Origin of the sequence: Massilia cellulosiltytica (genome assembly GCF_047325105.1) — a bacterium.
Taxonomy (GTDB): Bacteria; Pseudomonadota; Gammaproteobacteria; order Burkholderiales; family Burkholderiaceae_D; genus Telluria; species Telluria orientalis.
On the sequence record NZ_CP168562.1, the window covers coordinates 308,938 to 330,986 of the forward strand.

Annotated in this window: 17 protein-coding genes, 1 tRNA gene and 2 pseudogenes; 8 read left to right on the forward strand and 12 right to left on the reverse strand. The window is 65.9% G+C overall.

Annotated features, from left to right (window positions below):
• The first annotated feature begins 3 nt into the window (after nucleotides 1-3).
• A complete protein-coding gene (locus tag ACEN9H_RS01370; protein WP_056124582.1) occupies nucleotides 4-1,155 on the forward strand; it encodes a glycosyltransferase family 4 protein in 1,152 nt (383 codons plus the stop codon).
• Here ACEN9H_RS01370 and ACEN9H_RS01375 read toward each other — a convergent pair whose 3' ends face one another.
• Together ACEN9H_RS01375 and ACEN9H_RS01380 are read right to left on the reverse strand one after the other, a co-directional pair.
• Nucleotides 1,156-2,184: a two-component system response regulator gene (locus ACEN9H_RS01375; protein WP_056124578.1), complete on the reverse strand. Its 1,029-nt coding sequence runs from the start codon at nucleotides 2,182-2,184 to the stop codon at nucleotides 1,156-1,158.
• Entirely contained in the window at nucleotides 2,181-5,540 is a 3,360-nt protein-coding gene (locus tag ACEN9H_RS01380) for an MHYT domain-containing protein (protein ID WP_413673523.1), read from the reverse strand. The genes ACEN9H_RS01375 and ACEN9H_RS01380 overlap by 4 nt, the downstream gene beginning before the upstream one ends.
• Before the next feature lie 222 nt (nucleotides 5,541-5,762).
• Here ACEN9H_RS01380 and ACEN9H_RS01385 point away from each other — a divergent pair, with 222 nt between their 5' ends.
• Nucleotides 5,763-6,503 (forward strand): substrate-binding periplasmic protein, encoded by a 741-nt coding sequence (locus ACEN9H_RS01385; RefSeq protein WP_413673524.1) that lies wholly within the window; start codon nucleotides 5,763-5,765, stop codon nucleotides 6,501-6,503.
• Nucleotides 6,504-6,566: 63 nt separating this feature from the next.
• On the opposite strand, the gene ACEN9H_RS01390 is transcribed toward ACEN9H_RS01385, so the two are convergent.
• Entirely contained in the window at nucleotides 6,567-7,676 is a 1,110-nt protein-coding gene (locus ACEN9H_RS01390) for a helix-turn-helix transcriptional regulator (protein ID WP_413673525.1), read from the reverse strand.
• 95 nt (nucleotides 7,677-7,771) lie between these two features.
• On the opposite strand from ACEN9H_RS01390, the gene ACEN9H_RS01395 reads away from it, so the two are divergent.
• Together ACEN9H_RS01395 and ACEN9H_RS01400 are read left to right on the forward strand one after the other, a co-directional pair.
• The gene (locus tag ACEN9H_RS01395) at nucleotides 7,772-8,806 is read left to right on the forward strand and encodes a hypothetical protein (RefSeq protein ID WP_413673526.1); all 1,035 of its coding nucleotides are present in this window, start codon (nucleotides 7,772-7,774) and stop codon (nucleotides 8,804-8,806) included.
• A 67-nt stretch (nucleotides 8,807-8,873) separates the two neighbouring features.
• Nucleotides 8,874-10,175 (forward strand): hypothetical protein, encoded by a 1,302-nt coding sequence (locus ACEN9H_RS01400; protein ID WP_413673527.1) that lies wholly within the window; start codon nucleotides 8,874-8,876, stop codon nucleotides 10,173-10,175.
• A 133-nt stretch (nucleotides 10,176-10,308) separates the two neighbouring features.
• On the opposite strand, the gene ACEN9H_RS01405 is transcribed toward ACEN9H_RS01400, so the two are convergent.
• Nucleotides 10,309-10,393 (reverse strand) — tRNA-Leu (locus ACEN9H_RS01405).
• A gap of 140 nt (nucleotides 10,394-10,533) precedes the next feature.
• Between ACEN9H_RS01405 and ACEN9H_RS01410 the strand changes: the two genes are divergently transcribed.
• On the forward strand, nucleotides 10,534-12,492 hold the full coding sequence (locus tag ACEN9H_RS01410; RefSeq protein WP_413673528.1) for an APC family permease: 1,959 nt from the start codon (nucleotides 10,534-10,536) through the stop codon (nucleotides 12,490-12,492).
• A gap of 6 nt (nucleotides 12,493-12,498) precedes the next feature.
• Here the strand turns inward: ACEN9H_RS01410 and ACEN9H_RS01415 are convergent, their stop codons facing one another.
• Entirely contained in the window at nucleotides 12,499-12,972 is a 474-nt protein-coding gene (locus tag ACEN9H_RS01415) for a hypothetical protein (protein WP_413338572.1), read from the reverse strand.
• A 333-nt stretch (nucleotides 12,973-13,305) separates the two neighbouring features.
• Here ACEN9H_RS01415 and ACEN9H_RS01420 point away from each other — a divergent pair.
• Nucleotides 13,306-13,791 (forward strand): annotated as a pseudogene (locus tag ACEN9H_RS01420) (FxDxF family PEP-CTERM protein); the annotation flags it as partial.
• A gap of 85 nt (nucleotides 13,792-13,876) precedes the next feature.
• On the opposite strand, the pseudogene ACEN9H_RS01425 reads toward ACEN9H_RS01420, so the two are convergent.
• The 6 genes and pseudogenes from ACEN9H_RS01425 to hutC form a co-directional block, all read right to left on the reverse strand.
• Nucleotides 13,877-15,628, reverse strand: a pseudogene (locus ACEN9H_RS01425) (ArnT family glycosyltransferase); the annotation flags it as partial.
• A 180-nt stretch (nucleotides 15,629-15,808) separates the two neighbouring features.
• Nucleotides 15,809-16,078 carry a type B 50S ribosomal protein L31 gene (locus ACEN9H_RS01430; protein WP_056124537.1) on the reverse strand — a complete coding sequence of 90 codons (270 nt, stop codon included), beginning with the start codon at nucleotides 16,076-16,078 and terminating at the stop codon, nucleotides 15,809-15,811.
• Between the two features lie 164 nt (nucleotides 16,079-16,242).
• Complete coding sequence (locus ACEN9H_RS01435) at nucleotides 16,243-16,539, reverse strand: hypothetical protein (RefSeq protein WP_413673529.1); 297 nt, start codon at nucleotides 16,537-16,539, stop codon at nucleotides 16,243-16,245.
• 124 nt (nucleotides 16,540-16,663) lie between these two features.
• Nucleotides 16,664-17,926 (reverse strand): transcription termination factor Rho, encoded by a 1,263-nt coding sequence (rho, locus tag ACEN9H_RS01440; protein ID WP_413343042.1) that lies wholly within the window; start codon nucleotides 17,924-17,926, stop codon nucleotides 16,664-16,666.
• Between the two features lie 138 nt (nucleotides 17,927-18,064).
• Nucleotides 18,065-18,391 carry a thioredoxin TrxA gene (gene trxA / locus ACEN9H_RS01445; protein WP_036236119.1) on the reverse strand — a complete coding sequence of 109 codons (327 nt, stop codon included), beginning with the start codon at nucleotides 18,389-18,391 and terminating at the stop codon, nucleotides 18,065-18,067.
• Nucleotides 18,392-18,671: 280 nt separating this feature from the next.
• Nucleotides 18,672-19,391 (reverse strand): histidine utilization repressor, encoded by a 720-nt coding sequence (hutC, locus tag ACEN9H_RS01450; RefSeq protein WP_413343044.1) that lies wholly within the window; start codon nucleotides 19,389-19,391, stop codon nucleotides 18,672-18,674.
• A 130-nt stretch (nucleotides 19,392-19,521) separates the two neighbouring features.
• Between hutC and ada the strand changes: the two genes are divergently transcribed.
• Together ada and ACEN9H_RS01460 are read left to right on the forward strand one after the other, a co-directional pair.
• The gene (gene ada, locus ACEN9H_RS01455; protein ID WP_413673530.1) at nucleotides 19,522-20,604 is read left to right on the forward strand and encodes a bifunctional DNA-binding transcriptional regulator/O6-methylguanine-DNA methyltransferase Ada; all 1,083 of its coding nucleotides are present in this window, start codon (nucleotides 19,522-19,524) and stop codon (nucleotides 20,602-20,604) included.
• Entirely contained in the window at nucleotides 20,601-21,287 is a 687-nt protein-coding gene (locus tag ACEN9H_RS01460) for a 2OG-Fe(II) oxygenase (protein ID WP_413673531.1), read from the forward strand. The genes ada and ACEN9H_RS01460 overlap by 4 nt, the downstream gene beginning before the upstream one ends.
• A gap of 51 nt (nucleotides 21,288-21,338) precedes the next feature.
• Here ACEN9H_RS01460 and ACEN9H_RS01465 read toward each other — a convergent pair whose 3' ends face one another.
• On the reverse strand, nucleotides 21,339-22,040 hold the full coding sequence (locus tag ACEN9H_RS01465) for a transposase (RefSeq protein WP_413673532.1): 702 nt from the start codon (nucleotides 22,038-22,040) through the stop codon (nucleotides 21,339-21,341).
• Nucleotides 22,041-22,049: the final 9 nt, after the last annotated feature.

Genomic DNA, 22,049 nt, shown 5'->3' on the forward strand with positions numbered 1-22,049 from the left:
CCCATGCGTGTTCTGCACTTCTACAAGACCTATTTCCCCGATTCGGTCGGCGGCGTCGAACAGGTCATCCGTCAGATGTGCGTGGGAACAGGGCGTTTGGGCATCACGAACCAGGTGTTGTCGCTGTCGCGCGACCGGCGCCTGGAGCCGTTCGACTACGAAGGCCATACGGTGCACCGCGTGCCGCTGAACTTCGAGGTGGCGTCGAACGCGGTGTCGGTGCAGGCGATCGGCAAGCTGGCGCGCATGGCGGCGGAAGCCGACGTCGTGCACTACCACTTCCCGTGGCCGTTCATGGACCTGGCGCACTTCATCGCCCGCATCGACAAGCCGACCGTCGTCACGTATCACTCCGACATCGTGCGCCAGAAAGCGCTGCTGAAGCTGTACCAGCCCCTGAAGCACCGGTTCCTGGAAAGCGTCGACACGATCGTCGCGACGTCGCCCAACTACCTGGCGTCGTCGGCCGTGCTCGACCGCTACCGCGACAAGACGCGCGTGATCACGTTCGGCCTCGACAAATCCGGCTACCCGGAACCGGACCAGGCCCGCCTGGACCACTGGCGCGCGCGGGTGGGCCCGAAATTCTTCCTGTTCGTGGGCGTGCTGCGCTACTACAAGGGGCTGCACATCCTGCTCGACGCCGTGGCCGGCACGGACTACCCCGTCGTGATCGTCGGCGCGGGGCCGATCGAGGCGGAACTGAAGGCGCACGCCGAGCGCCTGGGCCTGAAGCGCGTGCAGTTCGTCGGCGCCGTGGACGACCTCGACAAGGCGGCGCTGCTCAAGCTCTGCTACGCCGTCGCCTTCCCGTCGCACCTGCGCTCGGAAGCCTTCGGCATCTCGCTGCTGGAAGGCGCGATGTACGGCAAGCCGATGATCTCCAGCGAGATCGGCACGGGCACCACGTACATCAACGTGCACGGCGAGACCGGCCTGGTCGTGCCGCCGTCCGACCACGAGGCGCTGCGCGCCGCGATGACGCGGCTGTGGCACGATCCGCAGATGGCGCAGGAGATGGGCCAGCGCGCGGAGGCGCGCTACTGGCAGCTGTTCACGTCGGCGCAGATGGCCGACAACTATGCGCGCCTGTACCAGGAATTGGTGGCGCGCCGGGCCGAAGTGCGGCTCGCGGCCGCGCCACGCCTCGGCTGATTACGCCGCCGCCTGCATCGGCGCTGCCGCGGGTTCCACTTCCTGCTCCGCCCACCGCTCGCGGATCGCGCGGATGGCCGGCATCTGCGCGAGGAACAGGTCGACCAGCTCCGGGTCGAAGTGCTTGCCCTTCTGCTTGACGAGGAAGTCGAGCGCCTCCTGTTCCGTCCACGCCTTCTTGTACGGCCGGATCGACGTCAACGCGTCGAACACGTCGGCGATGGCGCAGATGCGGCCTTCGAGCGGAATGTCCTTGCCGGCCAGTCCGTTCGGATAACCGCTGCCGTCCCATTTCTCGTGGTGCGTGAGGGCGATGTTGCGCGCCAGCGCCAGCACGCCATGGTCGTGGTGGCCGATGATCTCGGCGCCGATCTGCGCGTGGCTCTGCATGATCTTCCATTCGTCCGGATCGAGCGGTCCGGGTTTCAGCAGCACGCGGTCGGGAATGCCGATCTTGCCGACGTCGTGCATGGGCGCGGCGTGCAGCAGGTCGTCCACTTCCGCTTCCGTCATGCCGGCCGCGAGGCCGAGGATGCGCGCGAAATGGCTCATGCGGATGACGTGCAGGCCCGTCTCGTTGTCCTTGTATTCGGCGGCCAGGCCGAGGCGCTGGACGATCTCCAGGCGCGACGCGCGCAGTTCTTCCATGCGCACGAGCGACAGGTGGGTGCGCACGCGTGCGCGCACGATTGGCGGGCTGACGGGCTTGGTGATGTAGTCGACGGCGCCGGCTTCGAAGCCTTCCACCTCGTCGCTCGTGTCGTTCAGTGCGGTGACGAAAATGACGGGAACGGCGGCCAGCGCCGGATCGGCCTTGAGGGCGGCGCACACCTCGTAGCCGCTCATGCCGGGCATCATCACGTCGAGCAGGATCAGGTCGGGCGTCTCTTCGCGCGCCAGTTCGAGCGCGCGCGGGCCGTCCTTGGCGAAGCGCAGGCGGAAGTGGTCTTGCAGGATCTGGCGCAGCAGCTGGAGGTTGCTGGCCTCGTCGTCGACCGCGAGGATCAGCGGTTGGTTGACGGTGGTCATTCGATGGTCTCCTGTGCCGGCTCGTCGATGGCGGCCAGCACGGTGTCAAGTTGTTGCAGGGCGAGGTCGAAGTCGAAATCGGAAATGGCGGCGTGGACTTGCGCGACGCGGGAGGCGAGCGGATGGCCGCTCGTGGCTGCGGCGAGGCCCGCCAGCGCGGCGTCGTCCAGGCCGCCGCGCTTGAGCGCGTCGCGCAGCACGTTGCCGGCGCGGCGCGCGCGGTCCAGGTCGGCCACGGGGCGGGCCGCCTGCGGCTTGGCGGCGGCGGCCGGCTGGGGCAGGGCGGCGCGGATCGCGTCCAGCGCGGCGTCGAGCAGGCCGCGCAGGTCCTCAAGCGACGTTTCCAGCGTGGACTCGGCGGCCGGATACAGCTTGCCGCTGTCGCCGTCGACGAGGCCTTCCAGCTTGGCGAGCGCATCGGCCAGCAGTTCCAGGCCGAGGTTGGCGGCGATGCCGCGCACCTTGTGCGCGTGCATGCGCAGCGCGCGGTAGTCGGCCGCCGTGGCGTGGGCCGCGAGCGTGGCGCCGAGGCCGTCGTGCTGGGCGGCGAAGTGGGCGAGGGCTTCCAGCCACGCGTCTTCCTTGTCGCTCCAGCGGCGCAGGCCCGCGTGACGGTTGAGGGTCTGGCGTTCCTGCGCCGGCAGGTCGTCCGCGTGGTGGCCGGGGCCGAGGCCCAGCACGCGCGCGATCTCGTGCGACAGCGCGAACCAGTCGACCGGCTTGCTCGCGAAGCCATCCATGCCCGCCTCGGCGCTGGCGCGGCGGTGCTCGGCCAGCACGCTGGCGGTCATGGCGATGACCGGGACGCGCGCCCGGCCGGTGGCGGCTTCCTGTTCGCGGATCATGCGCGTGGCGGTGAGACCGTCCAGCGTCGGCATCTGGAAATCCATCAGGATGACGTCGAAGCGCTCGCGGGCCGCGATCTCGACGACGGCGGCGCCATCGCCGACGGCCGTCATCGTGTGGCCGCGGCGCGCCAGCAGCAGCTGCAGCAGTTCCTGGTTCTGCGGCACGTCGTCCGCCACCAGCACGCGCAGCGGCGGCAGCGCGGCGGCCGTGCGCACCCGCGGCTGCTGCGGGGCGAAGCGCGCGAGCGCGAGCGGCAGCACGACGTGGAAGGTCGTGCCCCGGCCCGGTTCGCTTTCGGCCCAGATGCGGCCGCCCATCAGCTCGACGAGCTGCTTGCAGATCGTCGTGCCGAGGCCCGTGCCGCCGAAGCGGCGCGTCATCGACGCGTCGGCCTGGGTGAACGGTTCGAAGATGGCGGCCAGGCGTTCCGGCGCGATGCCGATGCCGGTGTCGCTGACCGTGAAGTGCAGGTGTTCGTCCTTCAGGTCGGCGCGCAGGGTGACGCTGCCCTGTTCCGTGAACTTGATCGCGTTGTCGAGCAGGTTGGTGAGCACCTGGCGCACGCGCAGCTCGTCGCCGCGCAGGCAGGTCGGCAGCGCCGGATCGTAATGAATGTCGACGTGCAGGCCCTTGGCGCGCGCGTTCGCGGCCAGCGTCGACGACAGCTCGTCGATCAGCGACAGCAGGTTGTAGTCGTTATGTTCCAGCTCCACCGCGCCTTTTTCCAGCTTGGCGGTGTCGAGGATCTCGTTGAGGAGGCGCAGCAGGGCGCGGCCCGAGCTGCGGATCGTGTCCAGGTGGCGGCGCTGGTCGGCGTTCAGCTCGCCGTCCAGCAGCACGTCGGTGAAGCCGAGGATGGCATTCATCGGCGTGCGGATCTCGTGACTCATGTTGGCGACGAAGCTCGCGCGCGCCGCGGCCGCCTGTTCGGCGTTTTCCTTCGCCACGCGCAGCGCGTCTTCCATCTCGCGCCGCTCCGTGATGTCGAGGATGACGCCGTCCAGCCAGCACAGCTCGCCCGCCTCGTTGCGCACGCCGGTGCCGTTTTCCCACATCCAGCGGGTGCTGCCGTCCGCATGCAATAAACGGTATTCGACGAGGTACGGCCGGTCCTCGCGCAGCGCGGTGGCGATCGTTTCCGACACGCGCACGCGGTCGGCCGCATGGATCAGCGGCGCGAACGTGCGGCGCGGCGTGGCGCCCAGGAAGTCGCGGCCCGGATAGCCGGTGATGCGCTCGACGGCGTCGCTGATGAACAGCATCGGCGCCTCGCCTTCGATCAGGCTGCTGCGGTACGAGATGCCGGGAATGTTGCCGATCAGCGAACGGAACTGCTGCTCGCTGGCGCGCAGCGCCTGCTCCATCTTGCGCCGGTCGGTGATGTCGGTGATGAAGCAGACGAACAGGTCCTGCCCGTCCAGGCGCGCATGGCCGAGGGCGCGCCGGATCGGCACGATGCTGCCGTCCTTGCAGCGGCCCGTCACCTCGGCGCCGCGCGCGCTGGGGCTGATCTGGCCCGCGCGCAGCGAGTGCAGCAGGCCGACTTCCTCGGACGCGGTTTCGTTGCCGATCACGAGGCGGATGTTGTGGCCGACGATCTCGTCGCGGCGCCAGCCGAAGATGCGCTCGGCCGAGGCATTGAACTCGCGGATGGTGCCCTGGCGGTCGACCGTGATCACGCCGTCGACGGTGGTGGTGAGCAGTGCCCGCATCCACGCCTCGCTGCGCGACAGTTCGCGAAACATCTGGCGGTAGCGCAGCAGGCCGTTGGCGGCCAGCACGAAGACGGTGAACGCGACGGTGATCAGCGTGATCGCCAGTGCGAGGAAGGTGCTGGTCTTGTGGGTCGCCGACGTCACCGTGTGGCCGACGAAGCGCGCCGCGGCCATGCCCGTGTAATGCATGCCGGCGATGGCACAGCCCATCACGATGGCGGCCAGGAGCAGGCGGCGCTGTTCGCTCAGCCGGTGCGACAGGCTGGACAGGCCGAAACGCACCCACAGCGCCAGCGTCGCCAGCACGACGGCGACGACGATCGACAGGCCGAACATGAACGGGTCGTAGCGCAGTTCCAGGCCCATCTGCATGCCGGTCATGCCCGCGTAGTGCATCACGCCGATGCCCGCGCCGACGATCACGCCGCCGGCCAGCAGGCCCCAGCCGCCCAGGCGCTCGCGCGCGATCAGGGTCAGCGCCACGAACGAGGCGCCGATGCTCGGCAGGCTGGAGAGGATGGTGGCGGACGGGTCGTAGTCGACCTCCGTGCACAGGTCGAACGCGAGCATGCCGATGAAATGCATGGCCCACACGCCGGCGCCGAGCGCGAGGCTGCCGGTGCCGAGGATGATCCAGCGCTGGGCGCGGTTGGCGGCGGCCTGGCCGGCGATCTGCAGGCCCATCCAGGATGCGAAGATTGCGACGAGGATGGACAACGCGACGAGCTTCGGCGTGTACAGCCCGTAGCTGAGCAGCGACGGATCGGAAGGAAGCGTGAACACGGACAGCATGGCGTGTGACTTTTGGTGAGAATGATCAAAGTATGGCACTTTCACCACTGAAAGTCTTGCTTGTAAGAATTAAATTCCGGGTCAGCCCGCAAAATGTCGCAAATTCGCTACCAGTGAGCAGTCAACATTGCCTGCTTGTTACACGTTGCTGCGTTCTCGATGTTGCTGCTATGCTAGTTAGACGGGCCGTCCGCCGGGGACGCCCGCACTGGGTGCGAACGTATGAAAACGACAGTTCTTGCCGCATTGCTGGCGCTAGCCTGCACGTGGGCGCGGGCGGAGCCGGCGCCGCGGCTGTACCTGACCACCGAGACCTCGGCACCGTACAGCATGCGCGAAGGCGACCGCGTGACGGGGATCGGTACCGACATGGTGCGCGAGATCATGGTCCGCTCCGGCATCGCCTATTCGATCGACCTGCTGCCCTGGAAGCGCGCCTACACGGCCGCGCTGGAACGCAAGGACGCCTGCGTCTATTCGACCACGCGCACACCGGAGCGCGAACCGCATTTCAAATGGATCGGACCGATCGGCGAGGCCGAGTGGGTCCTGATGGGCCGCGCCGACCGCCGCTTCGACGTGCACACCCTGGACGACGCGCGCGCCTACCGCGTGGGCACCTACAACGGCGACGCGCGCGACCAGTTCCTGCGCGCGCGCGGCTTCAACGTCGACCCCGCGCCGAACGACCTGATCAATCCCCGCAAGCTCATGATGGACCGCATCGACCTGTGGGCCGCCAGCATCCGCCGCGGCAGCCTCACGCTCGACCGCCTGGGCTACGCGGGCAAGTTGGCCCCCGTCCTCGTGTTCAACCGCATCCGCGTCTACCTGGCCTGCAACCGCGCCGTGCCGGATGCGCTTGTCGCGCGCATGAACGGTTCGCTGGAAGCCATGGAGCGCGACGGGACCTCGCGCGCGATCGTGCACAAGTACGACGACTGGGGCGTGAAGTCGCGCTGACCGTTCATGCGACTGGATCGGGCAGGCGACCGGCGTGCCGGTCAAGGCTGCCTGGCCGTTCCGTCAGTCGCCCTGTTGCAAGGCGAGCGCCTCGGCCAGGAAGGCGCACATCTCCTGTTTGAGATCGGCTGGCGCCAGCACCTTGGCTTCGCGGGCCATGCTTTGCAACATGCGACGCAGCGTCGACGTATTGGTCACGGTGGCCATCAGTTCCCGTTGTCCGGCCATGTTGAGGAAGATGGTTTGGTCGTCGGACAATGGCATCTCTTCCAGTGTACGCGCGAAGACGTCCGCGTTCTCGCCGCCAGCGAAGCGCAGGTGCAGGGTGATACGGCCCTTCGACCACATCTCCAGCGTGCCGCGCGCGAGCGCCTCGTCCAGCGTGGGCACCCTGATGTTGCGCGCGACCGGATCGCCCAGGGCTACTTCCCGCATGCGGTGAAGGTGGAAACTCTTGACCGTCATCGCCGCTGGATCCAGGGTGACCTCGGCCTCGTCGACAGCCAGCAGGCGCAGCGTACGATCATGGATCACGAGGCCGACGGGATACACGCGATGCGTCCTGTTCACCCCGGACCTGGCCGCGCGATAGACGAGACGCAGCATCAGATTCTTCATCAAGGCGTCGTTGACGGTCTGCAGATGCGCCGGAGCCACCTTGCCAGGTCCCATCGGCCGGCCGTCCGGCAGGCGGCGGATCTTGTCCTGGTAGGCGATGACTTGCCGATGCGCGTCGGTGTGGTGCAGATGCCGCTGTTTCCGTTCGATCGTCGCGACCTGCTCGTCCAGCGCCCGGCGCGCGTCGCGCGGCAGGAACGGCCCCAGTTCCTGGCGGGCGAAGCTGGCCACCAGCGCGTCGACGGCCGTCACCGATTTGAACAGAGGGATCTTGCTGTGCGCGGTCGTGAACCATTCGTTGACCCTGCCGTCGTCCGCGCTGGGACGGGACGCCACCTCGAGGCCGAACTGTCGCCGCCACGGACCCTGCGGGTCGGCGAGGTCCCGCAGGTCACGTTCGAACGTGCGCCGATCCACCGCGAAGGTGTCTCCCAGCCTGTTGATGAGCTGGTCGACTGTCGCCCCCTGTCCGGTACCGTGCTCGGGCAGAAGGGGCAACAGGTCGATGATCGCCAGCCTGCGGGCCAGCTGTCGTTCGGTGGAATCTCTGGGCATGGTTCCCGACGTATTTTGTCGCTAATCCGTCGCACTATATCGGTACCGGTGCCGGGCAACAAGCCGCGGGAATCGGAAATCGAAAGGAGAACGCATTGAAGCAGACGACGAGCGCGCCACACCTGCTGCGCGAACTGACGGAGCTGGGCAACCTGGTGTTCGGCATGTTTACCGGTCCGCACGTGATCGTCCGGCACTGGCCTGTGTATTACCGCGTGTACGTCGAAGTCGACGGACTTTGCCGTGAAGTCAACCGGCTGGCGGCGCACCTCGCGCGCGGGTTTATCCACGCCGACGACACGGTCGATGCGGACAGGATCGCGGATGCGAATGCGTGCTTCGCCCGCGTCGACGGACACGTGCGCACGACGGGGGCGCTACTCGCGGACGTCGTGCGCGACCGGCTCGTGATCCCCGCCAATCCAACGCTGGTACAAATCATGGACCGCCATTTCGCGCCGGAGAGCCAGTGGTACCGCGGCGTGCAGGCGCACTACCGGTCGGGATGCGTCGCGCCGGATGGACGCACGCTGGCGCGCACCGTTCTGCCGATCGATCCACATCCGGCCCGGTGGGGTGGGGACGAGGCCGCCATCGAACAGCAGCAGTTCGAGCTGGCGCCGGCGTACGCGCGCACGTTGAATGACCGAACCATCCGGCAGGTGCAGACGGCTCTGAACCAGGTGTACGCCGCACTCGGCGGGTGTTTCGTCCAGCGCTGTCCTTCGGTGGGCGCCCTGCTGCATCCCCGTTCGACGCCTGGGCCCGCATCCATGGGTTTCTTCTACAGCGCCAGAACCCTGCACGAGGAGCATGAACCGGTCAGGGATCTGCCGGGTGGCCTGGCCGTGTACGTCAGCCGCGACCATACGTTCGCGACAATCGGCACGCGCGGGATCCGGCCGGCGGACGGGACGCCGGGGCTGATCATCCACGTAACCGTCGACATCACGGAAGAAGATCCGGCGAAGCGGCCGGCGCGCTTCATTCCCGCGCAATCGCATCACAACGGTGAATACACCGCGGCCAGCGCGGATGAACTCAAGACGCTGCTCTTCCGCGCATTGATCGACGCCGGCCTCGTGCCCCCGGGCGCCAGGTTCGACGACGAACGCTGGCGTTATTTTTGACCGAAACGCGCGCTTGACCTGCATTGCTATAATTCGGATTAAAGTTTCTTTAAAGAAAGTTTATCGCATGAACAGAAACGCATTTATCGCGTCGCCGGACGTCGCCGCATTCACGGACTGGCTGGCTGAACACTATCGTAGCCTGTCGATCCGACTCGACATCAAATCGTCGCGCTTCGTCCCGGGTGGCATCCGTACGGACGTGTCTGGACTGGACTTGCTGCGGCATTACCGCTGGCGAACGAAGGGCAGTGAAACAGGCAACTGGCAGGAAACGCGGGATTATCTGCACGAACTGGGCGATGCGTTGAAGCGGGCCATCGCCGGCCGCAACGAGGACGAGGTGCTGGACGCCTGCCGCCGCGTCCTCGCGTGGGGTGGTAACCGTAACGATGCAAAAGGCGCCATGCCGTTCCTGAAAGCGTTGCATGCGGAGGGAAAGCTGGCGGCATACCTGGACACGTCAAGCCGCGCATTCGCGCTCGACGTCGCCGTCGTCGACGCTAGTCGGCCGCAGGCTACGAAGATGAACTCGATGCTGACCAAGGTCCACGCGCTCGCATCTCATGACGGATTGCCGATTTACGATTCGCGGGTCGCGGCGGCGATCGCTGCGCTCGTCGAGTTGTGGCGCCGCTCGCAGGGCAAGGCAGGCGCACCGCTGCCATCCGAACTGGCCTTTCCGGCGATACCGTCCGACCGCTCCGTGCACAGCCTGTTTGCGAATGCGCAGAGCCCCGGCGTGCTGTCGTACGCACCCGCCGCCGCCGCCGCGACGGCCGCCGACTGGTGCAGCGCAAAGATCCGGCTTGGCTGGCTGATGGCCGCGGTGTCGGAGAAGGCGCCCGGGCTGTTCGCGGCAGAGGCGGCAAAAGACCGCATGCATGCGTTCGAAGCGAGCCTGTTCATGATCGGCTACGACGTCAGCTGCCTGAAGGAGAACGCGCCGGGTGCTGGCATCGACGAGCGGCAACGCATGCACATCCAGCGGGCGGGGGCGGCACGGCTCAGGCGCGATCATGCGGGTTTGCCGCGCACACTGATCAGCACGCTGAACGGCAAGACACCCAACATCAGCTACGCGGGCAACGTCCACATCGGGTTTTCGGGTGTCTGGAGCGAGACGCCGTTCACCATCGACAGTGACTTCCTGCAAGATTTGCTGAACGATTTTCCAGCGGGCGAGGAAGCTGGTCTCGGTGCCAACATGACCGGCGATGTCGAGCCAGATACGCTTGGCTACTGGATCAATCAACACTACCCGGCCAAGTCGCGCAGGCTGGTGTCCGTGCTGGCGCCGATTCTGGTCGCCGAAGGCTGCGTGGAATCCATCACTGGCGTGTACCCGATCCGCCTGCGGTTTCTCTGAACGCAGTGCATTCGGCGGGCGCTGTGCAATCGAGAGCGGACTGCTGGCTCAGACTTCGGCGCACAAAAAACCGCGTTCCCTGGGGGAGAAACGCGGTTTCTTGGACTTTGCGGGACTACTACGGATGAGTAAGTGGTGCCTCCGGCCGGAATCGAACCGGCACGCCTTTCGGCGCTTGATTTTGAGTCAAGTGCGTCTACCAATTCCGCCACAGAGGCTGCAAGCGCAGGCGCGCATATTAGCACATGGAATGCAAAACTGACCAGAGTGCGTGCGCCCGCAGTGGGCGCAGGGGGCGTTCCGGCGTATGATCTCGCCTACCTGAGCAAACGCGCCGTCCGGCAAGGCGGCCTGTACGATGAAGAATAAGAAAATACGCGAGATCATCCTCGGCAAGCCGCTCGACCCCATGAAGAGCGAGACGCGTCACTCGATGGCCCTGGTCGCCTTCCTTGCCTGGGTCGGGCTCGGGGCGGATGGCCTGTCCTCCTCGTCGTACGGTCCGGAAGAAACCTTTCGCGCGCTCGGCGCCCATACCCACCTCGGCCTGTACATGGCCGGCGCCACCGCCGTCACCGTCTTCATCATCGCGCTTGCGTACAACCAGGTGATCGAACTGTTCCCGACCGGGGGCGGCGGCTACCGCGTGGCGACCAAGCTCGTCGGGCCGTATCTCGGCCTCGTGTCCGGCGCCGCCCTGGTCCTCGACTACGTGCTGACCATCGCGATTTCGATCGCGTCCGGCGTCGATGCGCTCGCGTCGTTCCTGCCGCTCGGCTTCCAGCCCTATAAACTCTGGGCCGAGGCGTTCTTCATCGGCCTCCTGATCGTGATGAACCTGCGCGGGCTGAAGGAGGCGATCCAGATCCTGCTGCCGATCTTCCTCGGCTTCGTCGCCACGCACCTCGTGCTGATCGTGTACGGCATCGTCGCGCATGCGTCGCACCTGCCGCAGCTCGTGCCCAGTACGGTCGCCGAGACGGGTTCGCTGGCCGGCGAGATCGGCTGGGCCGGCGTGGCCGGCATGCTGCTGCTCGCGTATTCGCAGGGCGGCGGTACCTATACGGGTCTCGAGGCCGTGTCGAACAACGTCAACCTGCTGGCCGAGCCGCGCGTTCGCACGGGCAAGATGACGATGTTCTACATGGCCCTGTCGCTGGCCGTCACGGCCGGCGGCATCATTTTGCTGTACCTGCTGTGGGATGCGCAGCCGACCGCGGGCGAGACGCTGAACGCGACCACCTTCCGCCGCATCATCGCCAGCATGGGCCTGGGCGGCGAGCTCGTGAACCAGATCGTGCTCGCCGTCGTCCTCGCGTTCGAGGCCGGGCTCCTGTTCGTGGCGGCCAATACCGGCTTCCTGGGCGGACCGTCCGTGCTGTCGAACATGGCGGGCGATTCGTGGGTGCCGCACCAGTTCCGCTACCTGTCCACGCGCCTCGTCACGCAGAACGGCATCCTCGTGATGGGCGTCGCCGCGCTGGCGATCCTGTTCTGGACGCGCGGCCAGGTCACGCTGCTCGTCGTGCTGTATTCGATCTCCGTGTTCCTCACGTTCGCGATCTCGCTGTTCGGCCTGTGCCTGTATTGGTGGCGTCATCGCAAGGACGCGCGCTGGGTCCGGCGCTTCCTGCTGTCGCTGACGGGCTTCATCATCTGCGCCGGCATCCTCGCCGTGTTGCTCGTCGAGCGCTTCACGCAGGGCGGCTGGGCCACGGCATTGATCATCGCGGCCATCGCGGGCCTGTGCATCTTCATCCGCAACCACTACCGCGAAACCAAGCGCGCCATCCGTTCCGTCGACCGCGTATTCGCCAACCAGCCGTTCGGCCCGGTGAAGGAAGCCGTCGATCCGGAACCGGATGCGCAGACGGCCGTCTTCATCGTCGGTAACTCGCGCGGCGGCGGCCTGCACGCGCTGCTGTGGGTGCTGCGCATGTTCCCCGGCCACTTCAAGAATTTCCTGTTCGTGAACGCACGCACGGTCGACGCCCACGCCTATGGCGGCGAGGGCGCGCTCGAAAAGATGCGGAAGGATGCGGCGCGGACGCTGGAATACTTTGTCGATTTCTGCCAGAGCCACGGGATGGCGTCGGCGTCCTACATCGGCTTCGGCACGGATGCGGTGGAAGAGGTGACCCGCATGTGCGAGCAGATCAACCGCGAGTATCCGAACTCGATTTTCTTCACCAGTAAATTGATCTTCGCATCCGATAACTGGTTCACGCGGCTGCTGCACAACCAGGCGTCGCTGGCGGTGCAGCGCCGGCTGCACCTGGAAGGCCTGCAGATGGTGATCCTGCCGATGAAGGTGTGACGCGGGTCAGCAGCTGAGTTGCCGGCGCAACGCATGCAGCGTGCGCACGGGGCCGGCGACTTCGAGCATGTGGTCGCGCACCGTCACCGTGATGTCGGCGTTCTTTCCAGCGGGCCAGCGTGCTGCGCGCATGCGGTAGCGCACGGTGCCGGGGCCGCGTTCGGCCGGCGCGTAGCCGAGACTTTCCATCGCATCGTCCAGGGTGCCGACCAGGTGGCAGGCCGAAAAGCGGGTCGTGACCTCGAAGCGGCCAAGGAGCGTGGGCGCGATCGCCGGCAGCAGGCCGCCCAGCAGTACCGGCACGACGATGTAGCCGAGCGGCGCCGTCGGATCGATGAGGTGGAAGGCGAAGGCCAGCGCGGGCAGGCCCAGCACCATGCTCAGCAGGAGAAGTACCCGGTGTTGCGCGGGGGCGGGGGAGGTGGGGCGATGCGCTCCCTTCCGGACGCGCTCGATTTCGGAAAACGTCACGCTTTTCATGTCGCACTCCTTACGTTCAACGACGGCAGGGACCGATTACAAACCCCATTTTGATCAAGCGCCCCCGGGGCGGATTGACCTTCCTCAAATTCGCCTTTTCCGAGAAGAATTGTTCTGGAATAAAAGGTTCCTGGTCGGAAAATTCTTTTCTATTCAGAAATGATAGAAATTTGTGCGAGATCTAACGGTTAGTCAGGCTTTCGGAACTTAAGCTGTTCCGACGGATCGGTGTAAAGACACCTGCTCCTGGATAGCGAGTCCGATTAATCTCTCAACGGAACTATCATGAAACTCAAATCTCTCGTTCTGGCCATGGTCGCGGGCGCGGCCCTGATGGCGCAAGGCGCGGGGGCGGCGACGGTCAACCGCACGGCCCCGGTCGTCACGACGGACGATGGCCTGGGCGGCTTCAACGCGCATTTCGGCGACACGTTCGCGCAGTCGACCACCGGCAGCACCTTCACCGACGTCTTCACGTTCGACGTCGGCACGCCGTTTGACGCGGCCGCCTCGCTGACGTCGTCCTACCTGAACACGCCGCAGACGAAGGACCTGCTGATCACGGGCTGGTCTCTTTACCGCTACGATCCGGTCACGAAGGCCATGCTGGGGACCGCCATCGCGGGCATCGATCTGACGGGTTCGGGTGCCGATGCGCCGGATTCGTGGGCGCTGTCGGGCTTTGGGCTGGCGAGCGGTTCCTACGCGATCCAGGTGAATGGCGAGGTGCGCGGTGTCGGGGGCGGGGTGTTCGGGGCGGATCTGACGATCTCGCCGGTGCCGGAGCCGCAGGCCTGGGGCATGCTGCTGGCCGGCCTGGGCGTGTTGACGACGCTGGCATGGCGCCGGCGCCAGCCCGCGCGCGTGCGCGCGGACGTGCGGCGCCGCGGGGCGCGCAGCGCACGCGCCGGTACAGGCGGAAGCGTTCGTCGCGGTCGGACGGGCGGCGGCCTTCCCACAGCAGCGTCCAGTCGCGGCCGTGGAACGGCAGCGCCGCACCGCCGCGCACGAGCGCGCCGTTCTGCATCGCGCCCGACTGGGCAGGCACCTTCTGGCCGACGCTGTCCTGCAGCAGCAGATAGCTGCACGCGCCGCCGTCGACGGGCGCGAACGGCAAGTGGCCGAAGTAGGCGAACGACGCACGCTGGGGCGCGCCGACGTTCGTGTCGATGCAGTCCGCGCCGGCCGGCAGGCGCGCGGCGATCTGCTGGGCCACGCTGGCGTAGCTCTTGCCGTAGTTCAGGTCCGGCAGGAACAGCGTCATCAGCAGCACCCACAGCAGGATCAGGCCGCCCGACGACAGCACCACGGCCCGCCACAGCACGGAAGGCTGGCGCGACAGGCGCCAGTGCACGAGGAAGATCCAGCCGACCGTCGTTGCGGCCGCGACGAGGAAGGCGACGATGCCGAATTCCGGCTTGAAGCCCGGGACCAGCTTGAGGGCGTTCTTGGCGAATTGCGCGGGCCAGCCCGTCAGCTTGGCGATCCAGAACACCCAGACGAGGCCGCCCAGCAGCGTCAGAACCATCACGGAGAACCAGTCGATCGCATTGATCGCGCCGCGCTTCATCGTCGGCAGGCCGAACGCGGCCATCAGCGCCATCGGCGGCAGCAGCTTCAGCAGGTCGCCGCTTTCGGGAATCGGGTCGCACAGGATCACGAGCGTCAGCACGCCGACGAAGCAGGTCGGCAGGATGATGTGCAGCAGCCCGTGCTGGCGGCGCCAGGCCCAGGCGGTCCAGGCGGCGAACGGCCACGCCGGCCAGAAATACCAGATGCCGACGCGGAAGAAGGCCTTGATCGCATGCCAGCCTGGCACGCTCAGCTGCTCGGCATTCCAGGCCAGCCAGCCGCCGACGGGCGACAGGCCGTACGGATGCGCCAGCGTGGCCGGGATGGCCCATACGAGCGTGATGAGCAGCGCGGTGCCCGCGGCCTGGCCGAGATGGCGCAGCAGGGAGGCCGACGGCAGCTTGAGGAAGCGGATGCACAGGTACAGGGCGGCCAGCAGGGCCAGCGGCGGCGCGAAGCCGCGCGTCAAGGTGAGCAGGCCCAGCGCTGCGCCGACGTACACGGCGTTGCGCGGCGTGCTGTCCTCGATATAGCGCACCGAGCGGAACAGGAACCACGACAGCAGCGCGCCCTGCAATGTGACGGCCAACGTCTCGTGGCTGTGCAGCAGCAAGCCCAGGCAGCCGAGGTAGATCAGGACGGCCGTGTCGGCCAGTGTGCGGCCATAATCGTCCGGCTCGGGCTGGCCGCCGAAGGCCAGGCGCAGCGGCTGGGCTTCCGAACGCCGGCCGAGGTGGAATGCCGTGTGCCACAGCGATACCGTGCCGAGCGCGAAGATGCCGATGGTCGAGATGCGCGCCCCGAGCACGTCGCCCAGGAGCCAGCCGAACAGTTTGATGCACAGTGCGCCGAGCCAGAACGCCAGCGGCCCTTCCTCGGGCGCGGGAAGGCCGGCGATGTGCGGCATCAGCCAGTCCTGGATGCCGCCGTGCGCCATCGTCCACATGATGCCGAAGCTGGCGGCATCATCCTTCCACGGGTCACGCCCGATCAGGCCCGGCAGGATGTACAACAGGCCGAGTGCGTACAAAGCCCAGCGTGGCAGCGCGAGGGTGGCGGCGGCGGGTAGGCGGACGGGTTTCATCGATAGCGCGCGAAGTAATGCAATAAATTAATGTCGCGTAGTATAAGGGGACCGTGGCAAAGCGTCGCGGGTGGTATTGCTACGAGGCGTAACGTGGGTGGGCAACGACGAAAAAAAAGGAAGCCCCCGGGCTTCCTTTGGGGAGGCCCGAAGGCTTCCCGGATGTTCGCTCGTCGGGAATTAGCCGTTGGCGACGCTGGTCTTCGAACCGACCGAGCCGAACTTCTGGCGGAATTTTTCAACGCGGCCAGCGGTGTCGACGATCTTGTGCTTGCCGGTAAAGAACGGGTGCGATTCAGCGGACACCTCGATCTTGACCAGCGGGTAGTCTTTACCTTCGAAATTGATGGTTTCGCGGGTAGAGATGGTCGAACGGGTGATGAATTTGAAATCGCAGGACAGGTCGTGGAACACGACTTCGCGGTAATCCGGATGGATATCGGTCTTCATGGTTTTGCCTTGGTTAGGTTGGTAGCCAAACGGCACTTCGTCGGTCGACCTGCTTCTTGACCCGATTGCCGATCACTTGCCAGGGTTGGATACGGAACCGGCGATTATAAGCCAGCCCTGCGCCCAAGGCAACCGGCGCTGTTGCTGCGCCGTTTCTGCACCGTTCAGGCGCCATGCAGGCGCGACATCATGGTGAGGATCATGCCGCCGAAACCGAGGCCGAAGCCGATGAGCATCGTGATGGCGGTTGCCGCCATCCACTTGCTCAGGTGGGCCGATTGGCCATGGATGTCAGCCTTGAGTTCGGCCTTCAGTTCCGACAGGTCTGCTTTGTTGGGTAACATGGTCAGCGTGGTGTCGAAGCGGGTTTCGAGAACCGTCAGCCGGCGGTCGAGCACGACGTCCTTGTCGTGCCGCGCCGGGACGTCGCGTAATTCGTTGAAGATCATCTTGGCCTCCATGGTTGTCTTGGTGCGGATTTTCCGCGCCCGTACCACCCTCGGCTTGACCTAGATGAATCGTACCGCATAAAGCAGAAAAGGCGAGTACGACTCGCCTTTTCCGTTCGATGCCAGGGCTGGAGGATCAGCCGCCGCGACGCATCAGGTCGAAGAATTCGACGTTGGTCTTGGTCGCGCGCATCTTGTCGAGGATGAACTCCATCGCCTCGATCTCGTCCATCGAGTACAGCAGCTTACGCAGGATCCAGATCTTCTGCAGCTGGTCCGGCTTGATCAGCAGTTCCTCGCGGCGGGTGCCCGACTTGTTCAGGTTGATCGCCGGGTAGACGCGCTTCTCGGCCAGGCGGCGCTCGAGGTGGACTTCCATGTTGCCGGTGCCCTTGAATTCCTCGTAAATCACGTCGTCCATGCGCGAGCCGGTCTCGATCAGCGCGGTCGCGACGATCGTCAGCGAGCCGCCTTCCTCGACGTTACGCGCGGCGCCGAAGAAACGCTTCGGACGCTGCAGCGCGTTGGCGTCGACGCCGCCGGTCAGCACCTTGCCCGAGGCCGGGATCACGGTGTTGTAGGCGCGTGCCAGGCGGGTGATCGAGTCCAGCAGGATCACGACGTCCTTCTTCATCTCGACGAGGCGCTTGGCCTTCTCCAGCACCATCTCCGCGACCTGCACGTGACGGGTGGCCGGTTCGTCGAAGGTCGACGCGACGACTTCGCCGCGCACCGAGCGTTGCATCTCCGTCACTTCCTCGGGACGTTCGTCGATCAGGAGGACGATCAGCGTGCAGTCCGGGTGGTTGGCGGTGATCGCGTGGGCGATGTGCTGCAGCATGACCGACTTGCCCGACTTCGGCGAGGCGACCAGCAGGCCGCGCTGGCCCTTGCCGATCGGCGAGATCAGGTCGACGATGCGGCCGGTGATGTTTTCCGCGCCGTTCATGTCGCGCTCGAGGCGCAGCGGCTCGTTCGGATGCAGCGGCGTCAGGTTCTCGAACAGGATGCGGTGTTTCGAGGCTTCCGGCGATTCGCCATTGACCTTGTCTACCTTCACCAGCGCGAAGTAGCGCTCGCCGTCCTTCGGCGTGCGGACCTCGCCTTCGATCGAGTCACCCGTATGCAGGTTGAAACGGCGGATCTGCGATGGCGAGATGTAGATGTCGTCGGTGGAAGCCATGTAGCTCGCATCCGGCGAACGCAGGAAACCGAACCCGTCCGGCAACACTTCGAGCGCACCGTCGCCGAAAATCTGTTCGCCCTGTTTCGCGCGCTTCTTGAGGATCGCGAACATCAGTTCTTGTTTGCGCAGGCGAGCTGCGTTGTCGATATCCAGGCTGATCGCCATCTCCAGAAGGGCGGAGACGTGCATTGCCTTCAGTTCAGATAAGTGCATGTGTCGGGTGTCCCGTGACGGGAAAGTAAAGGTAGGGGAGGGAACTGCGTGGGTTAATCAAAGGGATAGGATCGGAATCGATCGCCTACCCGGTCCGGAACAGGCGGCAGTGCGGGCGCGCTGCCGCCACCTATGGTATCAGATGTTGCTATCGATGAAAGCAGTCAGCTGGCCTTTTGCCATTGCGCCGACTTTCTGGGCGGCTGCGACACCGTTCTTGAACAGGATCAGCGTGGGGATGCCGCGGATGCCGAACTTGGCCGGAACGGCCTGGTTCGCATCGACGTCCATCTTCGCGATCAGCAGCTTGCCGTCGTATTCTTTCGCGACTTCTTCCAGGATCGGCGCGATCATCTTGCAGGGGCCGCACCACTCGGCCCAGAAGTCGACCAGGACCGGGCGCTCGGATTTGAGCACGTCGGTTTCGAAAGATGCATCGCTGATGTGTTTGATGTTTTCGCTCATGTTTTCCTCAAGAGAGGTAAGTAATTAACGCCTGCAGGTCTTTCGGACTCTCGTCGATCCTGCTCGGTAGTGTCAGCCGGTTCCCGTACTTGTCAGACTGGCTTGCTGCACAAAGGTGGTGCCAATGTGTGCAATATTCAATAGTGGAAGAGCTGCAAGAGGATGTCAGGCGGGGTTTAATCGGAATAATAACCGATTTTTTTGGAACGTGTTCGTGAGCTTTGTACAAAATCTCAACATGCTCAAGGTTCCTGATTGACCTCACCAATTATCACCACAATCAGCCGACGCTGCCCGTGAATTTATATAAATGTCCCGGGTGCCACATCGTCACGACCGAGGCCACCCGGCCGCCCGACGTCGTGCGGCGCTTGAGCACGAGGCACGACGTGCCGGGTGCGACACCGAGCATCTCCGCCACTTCGCGCGGCGCCGGCAGCGCTTCGATGCTGTACGTGGCACCCTGCAGCGGCGCCGCTTCCATCAGGTGTTCGTTGGGCGTGATGCGCGCGAAGTCCTGGTCCAGGTAGGCGGGCGCGCAGGCCGGATTGACCCAGCGGTCCTCGACCTGGATCGGCTGGCCGTTCTCGTCGTGGACGATCAGCGAATGGAACAGCGGCGTGCCGGGTTCCAGTTCGAACTGGCGCGCCAGCGTCTCGCCCGCCGGGCTGTGTTCCAGCAGGCGCGGATGGCTCGCATGCACGTGGCCGCGCGCGCGCACCTCGTCGGCGATGTTGCGGATCTCGACCAGCGTCGCCTGGTACTTCTGCGGTGCGACGTAGGTGCCCGAACCCTGGCGGCGCGTGAGCACCTGTTCCGCCGTCAGCTCGCGCACGGCGCGGTTGACGGTCATGCGCGAGACGCCGAACTGGCGCACGAGCGCCTGCTCGGACGGCACCAGGTCGCCTTCCTTCCAGCGGCCCGACGCGATCTCGCCGAGCAGATAATCCTTGATACGCTGGAAAATGGGCGTGCTGTCTTGCGCGATCTGTTCGTCCAAACTACTCTCCGGAATCTGTCACCTCGTCGGGGAGGTGACATTCTAGCATCGCGAATTCGAAAGCAAGACCCGAAGTGTTTGCCGCAACGCCCGCGCTTACGATGGGGCCATCGAGAATCTGGAGACCGAGATGAACACCGCCACCATCCCCCAATCCGCTGCCGCCTGGCTCACCGACGACGAGCGCTGGGCCGCCGTGGTCGCCCGCGCGCGCGAAGCCGACGGCCAGTTTTATTATTCCGTGCGCAGCACGGGCGTGTACTGCCGGCCCTCGTGTCCGTCGCGCACGCCGCGCCGCGCCAACGTCGCTTTCCACGCGACGCCGCACGATGCCGAGGCGGCGGGTTTTCGCGCCTGCCTGCGCTGCCGCCCGGACGCGGCGCCGCTGGCCGAACGCCAGGCCGAGGCCGTGGCGAAGGCGTGCCGCCTGATCGAGGCCGCCGAGGAAGAACCGGACCTCGCCAGCCTGGCCGAGGCCTGTGGCATGAGCCGCTTCCACTTCCATCGCATCTTCAAGGCGCACACGGGCATCACGCCGAAGGCCTATGCGGCGGCGCGCCGGGCCGAGCGCTTGAAGCAGGGGCTGGCGCAGGCGGGCAGCGTCACCGCGGCCGCCTACGACGCCGGCTTCAATTCCAGCGGCCGCTTCTATGCCGCGTCGTCCGGCGTGCTGGGCATGACGCCGAAACGCTATCGCGCGGGCGGCGGCGGGGAAGCGATCCGCTTCGCCGTGGCGGCGTGCTCGCTGGGCGCGCTGCTCGTCGCCGCGACCGACAAGGGCATCTGCTGCATCCTGCTGGGCGACGATCCGGACGCCCTCGTGCGCGACCTGCAGGACCGCTTTCCGAAGGCCGAGCTGATCGGCGCCGAACCCGGCTTTGAACGCACGGTGGCGCAGGTCGTCGCCTTCGTCGAGGCGCCGCGTCTCGGGCTCGACCTGCCGCTCGACGTGCGCGGCACCGCGTTCCAGCAGCGCGTGTGGCAGGCGCTGCGCCAGATCCCGGCCGGGCAGACGGTCGGCTACGCCGAACTGGCCGCGCGCCTCGGCATGCCGCAGGGCGCGCGCGCCATCGCCGGCGCCTGCGCCGCCAATCCGGTGGCGGTGGCGATTCCGTGCCATCGCGTGGTGCGCAACGACGGCTCGATCTCCGGCTACCGCTGGGGCGTCGAACGCAAGCAGGCGCTGCTCAAGCGCGAGGCCGAGGCATCATGAGTATCGACTGGGACCGCGTCGCCGACGACCTCGACGCCTTCGGCTGCGCCGTGCTGCCGTCCCTGCTGGATGCGGACCAGTGCGCGGCGTATGCGGCCGGCTATGCTGACGACGCGCGATTCCGCAGCCGCGTCGTGATGGAGCGGCACGGCTTCGGGCGCGGAGAATATCGCTATTACGCGTATCCGCTGCCGCCCGGGCTTTCGGGCCTGCGCACCGCGCTGTACCCGCCGCTGGCACGCATCGCCAACCGCTGGCAGGCGGCGCTCGGGCTGGAGGAGCGCTACCCGGACGCGCACGGCGATTACCTGGCGCGCTGCCACGCGGCCGGCCAGTTGCGGCCGACACCCCTGTTGCTGCAATACGGTGCGGGCGATTACAACTGCCTGCACCAGGACCTGTACGGCGATTTCGTCTTCCCGTTGCAGGTGGCCGTACTGCTGTCGCGCCCCGGCGTCGATTTCAGCGGCGGCGAATTCGTCCTGACGGAACAGCGGCCGCGCATGCAGTCGCGCGTCGAAGTGGTGCCGCTGGGGCAGGGCGATGCCGTCGTCTTCCCCGTGCACACGCGCCCCGTCAACGGCACGCGCGGCATCTACCGCGTCAACATGCGCCACGGCGTCAGCCGCGTGCACAGCGGGCAGCGGCACACGCTGGGCATCATCTTCCACGACGCCGCCTAAAAATTCGGGGTCAGAGCACATTTCCGGCCAAATTCGGGGTCAGAGCACATTTCAGGACAATTGTTTTTCGCCGGTGCGAGGCCTTCCAAGACGTCGCTGCACCGGCGGCCGCCCTGACGCATGTGTGACCTCATCAAGGAACGATGCCGGACCAAGTGGCCGGCTGCTGTTGCTCGCATGTCGGATCTCTGCGAGCAATTGTTCGGTCAAGTCTTCAAGGAACAGGTGGCGATAGGCCGCGCGCCGGTCGACGTCGTGTGCGCCCAGGCTGGCATAGACCACATGCGGCGTCACCAGTGGATCGTCGGCACCCAGCGCGTTCGCGCGATAGCTCGACCAGGGGTAGGCCTCTGGCGTCTTGACCATTCGTGCGCGCACGGGATTCAGCTCGATGTAGCGCTGGCAGACCAATAGATATTGTTCGGTGTCGACGAGACAGGAGCGGAATCTGCCTTCCCACAAGGTCCCGCTGCGTCCGTGCCGACGATTGAAATACTGGACGTAATGCTGGCCGAGCCGTCGCATGAGGTCGCTTGGGCCGGTACGGCTGCCGGTCGACAGCAGCAAGTGCACGTGATTGGTCATGAGCACGTAGGCATGGATATGGCATGCAGCCTCGGCCGCGTACTTGCGTAGCAGCGTCAAGTAGACCAGGTAGTCAGCGGTGCCCGTAAAGCAGGGGCCGCGATTGTTCCCACGCTGGATGATGTGAAGCGGCACCGCGGGCAGGATCAGGCGTTTATGTCGTGACATGGCAGGCGT